The 13475-nt window shown below is 59.6% G+C and carries 12 protein-coding genes; 7 read left to right on the top strand and 5 right to left on the bottom strand.

Annotated features, from left to right (window positions below):
- Nucleotides 1–1146 precede the first annotated feature (1146 nt).
- Nucleotides 1147–1395, top strand: coding sequence for a hypothetical protein (locus tag DPM35_RS32935; RefSeq protein ID WP_342633684.1), 249 nt, complete (start codon nucleotides 1147–1149; stop codon nucleotides 1393–1395).
- A gap of 156 nt (nucleotides 1396–1551) precedes the next feature.
- Here the strand turns inward: DPM35_RS32935 and DPM35_RS26915 are convergent, their stop codons facing one another.
- Genes DPM35_RS26915 through DPM35_RS26905 form a run of 3 tightly spaced genes read right to left on the bottom strand, consistent with a single transcriptional unit; the run spans nucleotide 1552 to nucleotide 5265 of the window.
- On the bottom strand, nucleotides 1552–2889 hold the full coding sequence (locus DPM35_RS26915) for an NAD(P)/FAD-dependent oxidoreductase (protein ID WP_112130218.1): 1338 nt from the start codon (nucleotides 2887–2889) through the stop codon (nucleotides 1552–1554).
- Between the two features lie 2 nt (nucleotides 2890–2891).
- Nucleotides 2892–3779 carry a dihydrodipicolinate synthase family protein gene (locus DPM35_RS26910; RefSeq protein WP_112130217.1) on the bottom strand — a complete coding sequence of 296 codons (888 nt, stop codon included), beginning with the start codon at nucleotides 3777–3779 and terminating at the stop codon, nucleotides 2892–2894.
- 1 nt (nucleotide 3780) lies between these two features.
- Nucleotides 3781–5265, bottom strand: coding sequence for an aldehyde dehydrogenase (locus tag DPM35_RS26905; RefSeq protein WP_112130216.1), 1485 nt, complete (start codon nucleotides 5263–5265; stop codon nucleotides 3781–3783).
- Between the two features lie 889 nt (nucleotides 5266–6154).
- On the opposite strand from DPM35_RS26905, the gene proX reads away from it, so the two are divergent.
- The 6 genes from proX (at nucleotide 6155) to DPM35_RS26875 (ending at nucleotide 11594) form a co-directional block, all read left to right on the top strand.
- Nucleotides 6155–7132 (top strand): glycine betaine/L-proline ABC transporter substrate-binding protein ProX, encoded by a 978-nt coding sequence (gene proX, locus DPM35_RS26900; RefSeq protein ID WP_112130215.1) that lies wholly within the window; start codon nucleotides 6155–6157, stop codon nucleotides 7130–7132.
- A gap of 255 nt (nucleotides 7133–7387) precedes the next feature.
- Nucleotides 7388–8161 (top strand): SDR family NAD(P)-dependent oxidoreductase, encoded by a 774-nt coding sequence (locus tag DPM35_RS26895; RefSeq protein ID WP_112130214.1) that lies wholly within the window; start codon nucleotides 7388–7390, stop codon nucleotides 8159–8161.
- Nucleotides 8162–8390: 229 nt separating this feature from the next.
- Nucleotides 8391–9401 carry a thiamine pyrophosphate-dependent dehydrogenase E1 component subunit alpha gene (locus tag DPM35_RS26890; protein ID WP_198419731.1) on the top strand — a complete coding sequence of 337 codons (1011 nt, stop codon included), beginning with the start codon at nucleotides 8391–8393 and terminating at the stop codon, nucleotides 9399–9401.
- A complete protein-coding gene (locus DPM35_RS26885; protein WP_112130213.1) occupies nucleotides 9398–10381 on the top strand; it encodes an alpha-ketoacid dehydrogenase subunit beta in 984 nt (327 codons plus the stop codon). Before DPM35_RS26890 ends, DPM35_RS26885 begins: the two co-directional genes overlap by 4 nt.
- Nucleotides 10378–10614, top strand: a complete 237-nt coding sequence (locus DPM35_RS26880) for a biotin/lipoyl-containing protein (RefSeq protein WP_181592154.1) — start codon at nucleotides 10378–10380, stop codon at nucleotides 10612–10614. Before DPM35_RS26885 ends, DPM35_RS26880 begins: the two co-directional genes overlap by 4 nt.
- A gap of 206 nt (nucleotides 10615–10820) precedes the next feature.
- The gene (locus DPM35_RS26875; protein WP_112130211.1) at nucleotides 10821–11594 is read left to right on the top strand and encodes an SDR family NAD(P)-dependent oxidoreductase; all 774 of its coding nucleotides are present in this window, start codon (nucleotides 10821–10823) and stop codon (nucleotides 11592–11594) included.
- A 51-nt stretch (nucleotides 11595–11645) separates the two neighbouring features.
- On the opposite strand, the gene DPM35_RS26870 is transcribed toward DPM35_RS26875, so the two are convergent.
- Together DPM35_RS26870 and DPM35_RS33355 are read right to left on the bottom strand one after the other, a co-directional pair.
- A complete protein-coding gene (locus DPM35_RS26870) occupies nucleotides 11646–12485 on the bottom strand; it encodes an NAD(P)H-binding protein (RefSeq protein ID WP_112130210.1) in 840 nt (279 codons plus the stop codon).
- Nucleotides 12486–12757: 272 nt separating this feature from the next.
- Nucleotides 12758–13093 carry a LysR family transcriptional regulator gene (locus tag DPM35_RS33355; RefSeq protein WP_181592153.1) on the bottom strand — a complete coding sequence of 112 codons (336 nt, stop codon included), beginning with the start codon at nucleotides 13091–13093 and terminating at the stop codon, nucleotides 12758–12760.
- Between the last annotated feature and the right edge of the window lie 382 nt (nucleotides 13094–13475).

Raw genomic sequence — 13475 nt, 5'->3', positions numbered from 1 at the left:
TTTTGTGTTTTTGGAGCCCGCAATGCTCCGGAACTCCCCGAACAGTTCAAAGGTGTCACGGTTTTGGACGAGACCTGCGATGCTGGCGATATCGTTCGTCATCTGAAAACAATCGTATTGGCAACCGCAGGTCCTGGCGGTTCTCGAGGATAGCCGTGTGCTGACCCGGCTTCGCGCTGCAACACGCTTGAGGAAATTGCAGCCCTCCGCCCAGCGGTCCAGCACCAATTTACATTGATGAAAGTGGCGTCGACCTCAGCACGATTGTCCAGGCGGCTGGCAATGGCCTGTAAGGTGACGCGGATGGGACGGTTGAAGCCGATGGCAGCGTTCCGTGGCATCTGTGAAGTTCGCTGATGACAGCTGAGGAGGCGATATCACCGGTGCTGCCTGCGTTCACCTTGGACCCCCGGTGAGGCCGAATTTGTTCGAGGGCTGCAACTGGGTCAACAAGATCTCTGATGAAAAGCTAATACGACCCGAAAAATCCAATTCGCGTGACGGATGGCCACGTTCTGCTCCCAACGGGCGCCGGCTTGGGGCTGGAGTCGATGAGGCCATGTTCGGTGCATCAAATGCAGGGTTTTAAGCGTGAACCGCGCGCCAGCATTGACGATCCAACCGACATAACGACGAAGGAGTATGACATGCCCGTTATTCACATCGAGACCTTCAAGGCGGATGATGATAAGAGGGAGTATCTGGTCGCTGAAATTGCGAAGCTATTCTGTGAAAAGATGAACCTGAGGCCAAACAGATCCACGTGGTTTTCGATGAGTATGAGCCGAGCAACTGGGCAACCGGGGACAAGCTCTGGTGGAGGATGTGAAGCGCCCCAGCCGCAATCATGTAGAATCCCCTCCTTCGACCGTTTCGGTGAAGGAGCTTGTTGCACGCTCTTGGACTCGGCGCCGGCGAGCGCTTTATGCTGTGACGCCCGTGCGGGACGGCGCAGTGACGTCGATCGGAGAAAGCTCGCGGGCGGCAAGTCCGCACCCGCCAAGCAGCCTTGCCCTCCTTTGGTTTGGCAACCGCTCGAAAGGGTAAGATGCACCATCCCGGTCAAGCAAACCATGAATCGGGATTCGGTTATAGGTTATCTTGCGGCGCTCTGCTCCGTGACTTCATACACCCCAAGCTTGGAAGATCATCAAAAACCGGAACACCGGCAGCATATCGGCGCCGACGTACGCCATCAACGTCACGGGGTTTGCGTCGTGGCCCATCTTCGGGATACTCAAGAACGAATGGTCCCTCATCATCACCAACGTGCTGATCCTGGCACGTTTGGCCTTCCTTCTGGTCATGACGCTCTTTCACCGAGACAAGAAGGATGCCGTGGCGAACGCTCGACGTTACTTCATCCGGTACCGCGCCTTCGACCGGCTGGTCTGACCCGTCGGATCCGCAGGACGGACAGCCGAAATAACTCATCCTTGACAACGAACCGCTGGTTGACGCAGCGTTCGGAGAAAGTGCCTGCCCCTACGCCAGGCGCCGAGATCGTGGTCAAAAATGGGGGAGGATTGGAACTGGCACGAAGCTCCTGCCCTACTCGCGCCCGGCCCGCCACTCTCGCATTGCAAGGTTGAAGCGGACGCCCACTTCGACGAGCGGCCTTGGCGGCAATTTCTGCGGCTTGTCGAATGCCTGGAATATTTCCCTGAGCGCCGACCGATGACCGATGACGAGCTCTGCAGCAGCGATCCCCGCGGCGGTGGCCTTCGTGCCCCCTATGCCGTTGCAGGCGCATGCCGAAAAAATACGATCCTCCAGCTCGCCGAACAGTGGAACCGTGTTCCAGGTGAGGGCCATTGCGCCCGCCCAGCGGAACTGGAATTTCAGGTTGCGAAGTTCAGGAAAACGATCCGCAAATTTGCGATCGTGAAGCTTGCTCGCGCCTTTCATCGAGCTGGAGCCAACTTCGATGCTGGCATTGTAGCTATAGCGCGACCGGATGAGGATCCTGTCTCCTTCAGCGCCGTTGATCCGTCTCACCGTCGTGCCCATCGGCGCTGCCGGCGTTGCTCCCCACTTCCTCAAGCCGCCAAGGACCGACGGGTCGAATGGCTCCGTCAACGATGCGTAAGTGAAAACATGGAGAAGTTCACCGCGTCCAAATCCGAAGCTTTCAGCATGCCCGTTCGTTGCCAGGATCACCTTGTCGGCTCTGATCTCGCCCTTGGGCGTTTTCACGGCGCACCCGCACCATGAGGTCTCAATGGATAGAGCAGGCGTCCGCTCGAACAGGGTGACGGAAGATCCTTCAAAGGAGTCAGCGATCCCTCTCACTAGCGCAACCGGTTGGATCATGGCGGCACCGGGAGTGAAGAGGCCCGATTTGAACGAACGCGTGCCCGTCACGTCGGCGATCGCGGCGGCGTCAAGGAGCTGATGCGGTTCGCCCAGTGCCTTCAGCTTGGAAGAATATGCCGCCAGATGCTCTTTGCCGGCATCGGTCATTGCCACGCTGTACTTGCCGCAGGGATCGAAGACGTCCTTGTCCCAGCCATTCGTGTGCGCCAGCCGCGTGTACAGCTGGATGGCGCTTCGCGCGACCGTTATCTCGTTGCGGCTCTTGGTAGCGGCGTCTACCCCGAAATTGCCTGACGAGATGTCATGCGGTAGGTCGATGAGGAAACCGGAGTTACGGCCGCTGGCACCATTGCCGACGACATCGGCATCGATGACCGCCACGGAAAGGCTCGGATCGAGCTCAGTCAGTCTCGTCGCCGCGGCCAATCCGGCGAAGCCGGCGCCGATAACGACCACATCGGCCGTGATGGCGCGATCGAGCTCCGGCGTCGGCTTTCTGGAAGGAAGCAGCGCCGCCCAGCCTGCTTTCACACCATGCGCCGGCAGTCGGCGGGCGCGAAAAGTCTTACCCATGGTCACAAGGCTTCTTGCTCGGCGAGGCCGCCTATCGCCTTCTGGAGCGCTGCGATCCGATCCGAGGACAACGACCCGAACGGCTTGCGCGCCACGCCGCAGCCATAGCCGGTGAGCTCCGCCGCCGCATAGACATGCTGGACGTAATCTCCCTCCCAAAGCAGGGACATAAGCGGTTCGAGCTTGCGCCAGATCGAGCGGACATCGTCCCACCTTCTTTCCCTGGCAGCCTTGGTGATCGCAACGCAGGTCCGGGGTGCTATGTTTGCGCCACCCCAAATCAGCCCGGAGCAACCGGCAAACAGCGAGAATGGAACGAGCGGGTCTGCTCCATTTATCACGCCAAGGCCGGTGCCGATCAGCCTGACTTGGGAGATCAGGTCGCCGCTGCTGTCCTTGACGGCGCAGAACTCGGGCAATTCGCACAGCATCCGCAGCAGGCCAGGTGTGATCCGCACGCCCACGGCCTGCGGCACGTTATATCCGATGATCGGCAGTCCTGCCTTTGCGACGTCGGCGTAGAAAGCGAAGATGCTGCCGTCATCGGAGGGACCTTCGAAAAAGGGCGGCAGAACCATCACACCGTCGGCGCCGGCATCCTTGGCACCTTGCGTTCTTGCAACGACTTCCGCCGTGAGCAGTGCGGAAGTCTGGGCGATCACCTTGGCTCGTCCGGCCACCACCCGCGCGCCGCGCTCAATGACCGATCTCGATTCCTCAGGCGTCAGGTAGACATGCATCCCCGTGCCGGAACTGAACACGAAGCCATCGACGCCTGCCGCCAGATAGCGCTCGATAAGGTCCTCCAAGCGCCCGAAATCGACCTGCCCGCTCGCATCGAACGGCGTCGTGATCGCCAGATTGAGACCAGGAAAAGCAAACGTCGACATGTCAGATCCTTTCGTCGGAGCTCAGATCGACCCAAAGGGTCTTGGTTTGGCAGTACTGATCGTGCGCATGGATGGACTTGTCCCGGCCGCCAAAGCCCGATTGCTTGTAGCCCCCGAATGGGGTAGCAGCGTCTCCCTCGCCGTAGCAGTTGACCGTCACCGTGCCTGCCCTGATCGCGCGAGCGGCTCGAAGCGCCTTCGTGCCGTCGCCGACGAAAACCGAGGCGGCCAGGCCGTATTCGGTCTGATTTGCGAGCGAGACCGCCTCTGCAAGCGAGTCCACCGGAATGACAGAGAGGATCGGCCCAAAGATCTCTTCGCGAATGTGCCTGCCCTCGTGGCGGGAGAATTCGATGATCGTCGGTTCGATCGTCGTTCCATCCACGATCTTTCCGCCAACGACGACCTTGCCATCGTTTTCCAGATAGCCGCTGACTTTTTCGAAATGAACGGTCGAAACCAGCGGGCCGATGCGGGTCTCGGGCGCCAGCGGATCGCCAACGCTCCAGGTCTTTGCGACCGCTGCCAGCTTTTCAAGCAGCCGGTCCTTGACCGCCCGATGAACGAACAGGCGCGAGATGGCCGAGCAGTTCTGGCCAACGTTCCAGAACGCGCCGTTGCAGATGTGAGATGCCACGGCGTCCAGGTTGCGAACGTCATCCATCACGATGCAGGGGTTCTTGCCCCCCATCTCGAGGACCACTTCCTTCAGGTTGCTCTCTGATGAGTATTTGAGGAAGCGCCGGCCGGTTTCGGTCGAGCCGGTGAAAGAGACTGCGTCAATATCCGCGTGGCGGCCGATCGGTTCTCCGACATCGGGACCATCGCCGGTCACGACGTTGAAGACGCCGGCCGGGATTCCAGCCTCGATGGCAAGCTCGGCCACCCGCAAGGTCGTGAGCGATGTCTCTTCCGCCGGCTTGACCACGACGGTGCAGCCCGCGGCAAGCGCCGGGCCGATCTTCCAGGCGAGCATGAGAAGCGGGAAGTTCCACGGCAGAACGATGCCCACCACCCCGATCGGCTCGCGCACGATCAGGCCAAGAGAAGAATCGTTTGCCGGGGCCACCTGGTCGTAGATCTTGTCGACGGCTTCGGCGTGCCACCTGAGACTGTTGACCGCCTCCGGCAAGTCGATGTTGATGCAGTCTGTAATGGTCTTGCCGCTGTCAATGCTTTCCATCAGCGCCAGTTCGAGTGCATTTTCCTCGATGACGGAGGCGAGCCTCAGAAGCGCCTGCTTGCGGCTGGCCGGAGCGAGCTTCGACCATCGGCCATCCTCGAAAGCGTGTCGCGCGGCGGCAACCGCCCTGTCGACGTCGGCTTCCGAACCCGAGGGCAGTTCAGCAAGGACCTTGCCTGTCGCCGGGTTGATGGTGGGATATGTCTTGCCCGAGAAAGCCGCGACCGGCTCTCCGTTCACGATCATATGGGCGGGCAACCTGATGGATTGAGCCTGCGTCCTGTAGTCGACTGCGCCGTGCATTCCAACTCTCCTCTGGTGTCACCACGACACCGACACGCTTGTTGGTGAGCTCGCTGCCGATGCCAGCAAGGTCATCGCTTCCGAAGACCGAGAGGACTGCTACCCATGGCCGGTCATATACCGTGCCATGATGGCCGTTCCCCGTAGCTGCTTCTGGCCATCGGATGCAGGCTCGCCCTTCGCCGGGCCTGCCACTCCGCGAGTGCCGGCCAGCCGACGAACGGTTCGAGCAAGAGCAACGCTGGCTATGCTATAGGCAGCAGGTTCTCCTACTTCAAATGAGTATTAATGAGGGTCGAGATAACCAGGAGTCATGGATGTTCGGCCGCCTGTTCGGTGCGCTTCCTCGCCGACACGTGCCGTTGGCGAGGAACTGCTGCTCAGCTCGCACCAGCATAGCGTAGGAAATAGCAATGGCGCTGGAAGCGGGGCGCAGCTTTAATCGTGAAGGCAGGTCGCCGACATGATTGCGACGTCCAGCTTTCGCTGCCCTTCTTGTTGAGTGCGCGATGACGTCCTGACGAGCAACTCCCGTGCTGCAGTGGCAGCTGGCGGACGTGGGCCACTTGGCCAATCGCCTCGCCCGCATGATTGGACGCAAATCGCAGCCGACCAGCTCCAGGTCGGGGACGGGCAGGGGGGGCCGCTCTATCCCTCCACCTTTATCATGACCTGTCGTTATGGCGGCGCGCACAAAAACTGATTTGCGCAAGATTGCATTATCGCTGAGCATGGGAACGCAAGCACTTCAAGTGCCAGTCTGTCCCTAAGCTTATACCCGTGGGGTGCCGTTGCTTGGGAGGCAGGCCAGGTCTCCGGCAAAGCAACCAGTCGGACGAAACAAGAAGAGTGCCCCGAGCATGGCGCCCGAGGATCTAGGGAGAACGAAATGAAATTTAAGATTGCCGTTGCAGCGCTCGCATTAGTGGCCAGTAGTTCGCTGTCGGCCGGAGCCGCACAGGTGAAATATGGCTGGATTGGCGGCGTAAACGAGGAACTGTTCCAAGGATACGTCGTCAGAGATGGCCTGCGGGAGCTGGGATACGACGTCGAAGAACAGCCCGAACAAGTCCAGGTCACCCTTGCATATACCGCGGTAGCGTCGGGAGATCTGCAGTTTTATCCGGCGTTCTGGACGCCGTTGCACGATGCCTTCTGGAAGGGGGCCGGGGGCGCCGACAAGCTTATGCCCGTCGGCACGCTCGTCCATGGCGACATCCAGGGATATCTGATCGACAAGAAGACGGCTGATGCGACCGGCATCAAATATCTCGAGGACCTGAAGGACCCCGAAAAAGCCAAGCTGTTCGACATCGACGGCAATGGAAAGGCGGATCTGTTTGGCTGCGACCCGGGTTGGGGTTGCGAACGCATGATCGAGCATCACCTCGACGCATATGGGCTGCGCGACACAGTCGAGCACAAGCAGGGCGGCTATTTCGCCATCATGGCGGATGCGATCGAGCGCATCAAAGAAGGCAAGCCGACGCTCTACTATACCTGGATCCCCGGCTGGATTTCCGGCGTCCTGATACCTGGAAAGGATGTCACATGGCTGAACGTCAAGTCGACCTCGCTTCCTGATGGCCAGACTGGCAGCACCGAAATCAAGGGCCTCGGCAACCTCGGCTTTCCGGTCAACGACACCAAGGTAATGGCAAACGCCGAATGGCTGAAGGCCAATCCTTCGGCAAAGAAGTTTCTGGAGGAGCTCTCGATCCCGGTCGAGGACGTTACCGCCGAAAACAAGCAGATCTACGAGGGAGAGAAAAACCCCGATCAGATCGCCAAGCATGCCACGGACTGGATAGCGGCCCACAAGGCCCAGTGGGACAAGTGGATCGCCGACGCCAAGGCCGCGAAGTAGTTCGAAAAAGTGGAGAGTTGGATGTCTTGTCTGGCTCTCCACTGAACTGAATCCTGATCGCCACGCACGAGATAAAGGATAGCGGCTCCATACTCTTATTCTGGTCCTGGCGTCTCAAATTGCCGGACAAGAGTGCTGGAAGCCGAGCTACGGCGGGCAGGCAGGCTCGGCCGGTCACGGCTTCGAATTCACACGGCGCCTTGGGTCTTTGGCGGTGAGGCTGAAGACCGGGACGCTGACAGGAGATCACTTGGAATGAACTACCTGGATAGATTTTCCCTCGCGGGCAAACGCGCCATTGTCACGGGCGGTGCCCGCGGCATTGGCCTGGAAATCTGTCGGGCTCTTGGGCAGGCTGGTGCGGCGATCATTCTTGCTGATTTGGATGAGCAGGCCGCGCATTCGGCGGCCGAAACTCTTGCGGCCGAAGGACTGGAGGTCGGCTACAGGACAATCGACGTCACAAGCTCTGCCGATGTCACCGCGCTCGGCGACGAGCTTAACGCAGAGCGTCCTGTCGATATCCTGGTCAACAACGCTGGAGTGGGTCCCAAGGCTGAAGCGCTCGACACCCCCGACGAGGTGTGGTCGAAGACGATGAACGTGAACTCCGATGCGCCTTTTTGGTGTTCCCGCGCTTTTGGACGTCATATGACCGCCCGCGGCTCCGGCAGCATCGTCAACATAGGATCCATGTGCGGCCTGATCGTGACCCAGCCGCAAAACAATACCTGCTATATCGCAAGCAAGGGCGCGCTTCACATGATGACGAAATCGTTGGCCTGCGCCTGGGCAAAGTTCAACGTGCGCGTCAACGCCGTTGCGCCCGGCTACATAGCCACAGACATGCTCGACCGCTTCAAGACCGACAATGCCGTATGGTACGAACGGTGGATTGAACAAACTCCGCTTGGCCGCATGGGTACGCCGCAGGAAATCGCTTCAGCGGTGCTTTATCTCGCCAGCGACGCTTCCAGCTTCTGCACGGGTACGATCCTGTCAGCTGACGGCGGATATACCTCTTTGTAGCTGGCCGCGACATGGGGCAACCGCGAAAGACAGGCCCGTCATTTCTGCAACGTGGCCGGAGGCGGCCGATGCATGTCGGGCCAAAGCTCCGTGACGACCCATGCCAGATCAAGGCTGGAGACGCTTTGGCAGGCACCCATCAAGAGCCTCATTGTCTGGCTGACACTGTTCTTCGGCGCACGGATGTCACGGCGCAACGCACTACCAGGTTCTCAAGCGGAGGTATTTGATGTCGAACATTCTGCCGCCCCAGATGGCACGCAAGATGTACGCCGACATGTTACGAATCCGGCAGTTCGACACCAAGGTGGTCGAGCTTGTCGACGATGATCTCATCCCGGGCAGCTGTCACGAATATTGCGGGCAGGAGGCGGTCGCGGTCGGCGTCTGCAGCGCGCTGACCGACAAGGACATCCTGACGAGCACCCACAGAGGCCATGGCCATACGCTGGCCAAGGGAGGCGACGTCGGCAAGATGTTCGCGGAACTTTTCGGCAGGTCCGCCGGCTACAACAAGGGACGCGGCGGTTCCATGCATATCGCCGACGTTTCGCTAGGCATCTTCGGTGCAAACGGAATTGTCGGCGCCGGGGCCCCGATCGCCTGCGGTGCGGCCCACAAGTTCAAGGCAGCCGGCGAGCCGCATGTCGCGGTGTCGTTCTTCGGGGACGGGGCCATCAATCAAGGCGTCGTTCACGAAGCGATGAACCTTGCGGCAATCTGGCGTCTGCCGGTCATTTTTGTCTGCGAGAACAACTTATACGCAATGACCACGCCGCTTCGCGAAGTGACAATTCTGGAACTCCATGAGCGTGCGCAATCCTATGGGATGGCGAGCATCAAGGTCGACGGCATGGATGTCGGCGCCGTATTCGACGCGGCCCTTTCCGCTGTCGAACGGGCACGCTCCGGTGGGGGGCCGAGCTTCCTTCAATGCGATACCTACAGGTACTTTGGCCATTACTCCGGCGAGCGTCACATGAAAACGACCTATCGGACCCAGCAGGAAATCGACGAGTGGAAGAAGCGGGACCCATTGGACCTTTGGGCTGAGCGTTTGATCCGAGGCTCGATCTGTTCCGCACAAGATATCGAGCGCATGAAGCGGGAGGTCGATGACGAGATTGCTCAGGGCGTGGAGTACGCTCGTGGATGTCCAACGCCTTCGCCGCAAGATGCGCTGGAGTACATGTACGCGGTGAACTATCCCTACACGCCGGCCAAGGGAGCAGAGCAGTGAGGCAGCTTCGTTTCCTTCAGGCCATGAACGAGGCCTACCGGCAGGTCATGGCCCAAGACGAGTCAGTGATGATCCTGGGCGAGGACATCAGGGGCGGCATACGAGGCGAAACCAAAGGATTGCACGCCGCCTACGGCGACGATCGGGTCCTGGACACGCCAATCTCGGAAGCGGCGTTCACCGGTTTCGCGACGGGCGCGGCGTTGGCCGGCTTGCGCCCGATCGTCCAGTTCCAGGTTCCGTCCCTGATCTACGTAGCCTTCGATCAGCTGGTCAACCAGGCGGCGAAGATGAGACTGATGCTGGGCGGGCAGGCAGATCTGCCGGTCACCTACACCATCATGGTTTCGGGCACGCGAGGCGGCAACGCAGGTCAGCATTCCGACAACCCTTATCCGTATCTGGTGCACGCAGGATTCAAGGTCGTCTGCCCCTCAACAGCATACGATGCCAAGGGGCTCATGATACAGGCGATCCGAGAACAGGATCCCGTGGTCTTTATCGCGTCCGCGATGTCGCTGCCTCAGAAAGGCGAGGTGCCGGAAGATATCTATACGGTGCCGCTGGGCAAGGGACAGGTCAGGCGGCCCGGAACAGACGTGACGGTCGTGGCTGTCGGACATCTTGTGCCCGAGGCGCTCGCGGTGGCCGACTCTTTGTTCGAGAAACGCGGCATAAGCGTGGAAGTCTGGGATCCCCGCACTCTGCTGCCGTTTGACAGAGACGGTCTGCTTGAAAGCGTGCGCAAGACCGGACGTGTCGTCATTTACGACGACACCAACCGCAGCTGCGGCTACGCCTCCGAAATCAGCGCAATTCTTGGCGAACACGCCTTTTCATACCTGGTTGCGCCCATCAAGCGCATCACGCGTGCTGACATCCCGCTGCCATACAATCCCGACCTCGAGGCCGCGGTCTTGCCTTCTCCAAAGCAATTGGAACAGGCGATCTGCTCTGCATGGAGTTATTCGAAATCATGATCGGTATCAAAATCCCCAAGATGGGCGCGGCCACAGTCGAGGTCGATCTTACCAAATGGCATGTTTCCAAAGGGTCGACCGTCGCGCCCGGCCAGATCATAGCGGAAGTGGAATCCGAAAAGACGACCATCGAAATCGAAGTGCAACACGCAGGTGTCATTGAGGAAATCTGCGTCCCGGAAGGCGCCTCCACCGAGGTCGGCGTGGTCATTTGCCGGCTACGTCCGACCTGATACGCTAGCACTGAGCCGCACGGCAGGGCTTTGCGGCGACGATCTGGCCGCCAAAGGCCACGATCCCGTCAGGAGCCATTAGCGAGCAGCGGACGCGGTTTGCACCTCATGGGCTCGGTCGTGCGTGAGCCGCGGCATCGCCGAACTGCCTAGCATCGGTGCGGCCGATAGCCTGGCAAAAGCAATTGCTTGCGATTGGAGTTGGGATGCAAAAGCCTGGTCACACGGCGTTGGTTGATGGACTTGATCTCAAGGATCATGTTGCAATCATCACAGGGGCGGCAGGCGGCATCGGAATGGCAATTGCCCGGCTTTTTCATCAAGCGGGCACAAAGCTGGTGCTGGCTGACTACGATGAACCGGGCGTATCAGGGTTAGCCTCCGAGCTCGATAAAACGCGAACGCGGGTGATACCGGTGGCGTATGATGCAACCAATCCATCCGACGCCGATGCTCTTGTTGAGCAGTGCATCAGCCGGTTCGGGCAAATAGATCACCTGGTTCCGGCGGCCGGGATATTCGAAGACCAGCCGATAGAGAAAATGACAGACGAGCAGTGGCGGCGAACAATGTCTGTCAATCTCGATGGCGTGTTTTACGTATGCCGACGAGCAATCCCTTTCATCAGGCCTGGTGGGTCTATCGTGACGATATCATCAGGTGCGGCACACTCCGGGTCGCCTGGGCACGTCCATTATTCGGCGTCGAAAGGCGGCGTGTTGGCTTTCACGAAATCGTTGGCGAAGGAGCTGGCCCCGAAGATTCGGGTGAATACGGTCTCTCCAGGCACGATAGACACGCCAATGGTTGACGAGTACATGAAGAAACATGGTCCCGACTGGATTTCCAGGACCCCGGCGGGCCGCATCGGGACAGTTCTGGAAGTCGCGAACGCGGTTGTCTTTCTTTGCAGCGGGGCTTCAAGTTACACGTTTGGCCAGGCAATTCATGTTAATGGCGGATCCTATATGGGCGGCTAGTTGTCTGTCGGCCCACTTTAGACGACAGGCAGCCCGGCCAACGATGCCCAGTCACACTCGGGGACGACACAGCCGGTGCGCGAGCTCTATTGAGCCGATTGCCCGGGCCACTGTGCACGAGATCTCTAGCGCATCCAGAGGCGTTGGCACCACCAGCTGCGTCAGATCTGTTGCATTGGTTTCAAGGAAACCGGCCGCCGCTGCGGACGAAATGGACATCAGCATCGGCGGTTGGAAGGGAAATAATGGCTTGGCTGAAAGCCGCGCGCGCTCATCCTCAAAGCTGCCGGGCTGATAGATGGCGCCAATGTTGCGTGCGAGGTCCGGAGCCGAGAATGCATCAGTTCCCGAAAGCTCGTAACAGCAGTTGGCATGGGCGACGGGATCGCTCAATACGGTAACCGCCGCTTGGGCCAAATCCGCTCTTGCGACGGCCGAAACCCGACCCGTACCGAAGGGCGTGGTGATCAACCCGCCGCGCGGCGCCAAGAGATCACCGATCAGTTCTGCATAAAGGCCGTTGCGAAGAATGGTCCATGCCATTCCGCTTGTTCGAAGCTCGCGCTCGGTCCAGCGATGGCCCAGGGCAAAGCCAAGGTGATCACTAGCATGGCTGAGGCTCGTATAAACAACCTGCCTCACCCCTTGAGCGCGTGCCGCAGCCACGACAGCACCATGCCTTCGCATTATGCAATCGTCTTCGGCAGAGCCCGCTGAAGTCATCAGCAGGGTCGCAATTCCAGTGAAGTTGAGCGTTTCGGGCCTATCGAAGTCCATCAGCCGGTCAGCGCCAGGCGCTCTGCTGCCGGTCAGAATGGCAATGCCTTTTTGCCGAGCCGCTCTTACGATTTGCGACGCCAACTGGCCCGAGGCTCCGGTGATGAGGATCATGGCTCCTCCTTTCGTCGATGTGCGACAGCTGGCTCCCAATTCACTGCTGGTGTCTTCAGACCATCGAATTGACGTGAGATCTGGTCGCTATGCCGATCAGCGGCACCTCATGGGAAACGCATCGGCCATCCACGATGCTATGCTGACGCTGAGCAGTTTGCCATCCGCTAATGCCCCTGATGGCGGCGGCATGCGGCATTCTGGCTCCGCACGACGACCGGGTTGCCGGTCTTGAAGTGTTCGGTTCGTGACGAAAATGAAGGGGCCAATGATCAACTCGATGCACGTGAAGATGCCGGCTGCGCCGGCCGAGACGCTCGGCGGGAATTGCCGTGCTTGATGGCGGTAAGGGCATCCGAAGCTCCAGCAAAACTTCTTGCCAGGGCGCTGCGCAGGTCCCTTCCAGCCGCGGTAAGAACTCTTCCGGACGTTGCCTTCGAAAACAGTGGAGCACCGAGCTCGTCTTCAATGATTCTGATTTGTCGGCCGATCACTTCCGCCGTCACGCCAAGTTCGCAAGCTGCCCGCTCGAAACAGAGGTGGTGAGCGGATGCCTCGAACGCCTCCAGAGCAGCGAAAAACGCAAGATCATAACACCGATGGGTCATTGAGCACGCCAGTCGACGGGCAGCGTTACAGTGGCCATTTGTCCTCTCTGTCCACGAGTTTACGGCCGCACCAGTCGGAAGTGGTTCCAGTTCCCCTCGGTGACAGGCTCCTGATGGCGCTTCTGCAAATTGCGTGCCGGCCGCTGGCAGTGGGACGGCAGCCGAACCAAGGTCCCGTTTCCGGACGGAACGATGTCCTCGATTGTAATGGAGGGTTTCCGACATCTTTGTCGGACATGAGACAAAATTGTATCCCGGGAAGCGGTTTTGCCTGAAAGGCCGCCGGCGAGCGCGCCCTCAACCGGGCTGCGGCAAGCGCCGGGGGGCGACCAACAATCACCTCATCCGGTAAGATCTGTGTCAGAGCCTAATCGTCAGATTG

Source organism: Mesorhizobium atlanticum (assembly GCF_003289965.1).
Lineage (GTDB): Bacteria > Pseudomonadota > Alphaproteobacteria > Rhizobiales > Rhizobiaceae > Mesorhizobium > Mesorhizobium atlanticum.
Note: the sequence above shows the minus strand (reverse complement) of the source record. Positions and strands in the feature narration are given on the sequence as shown.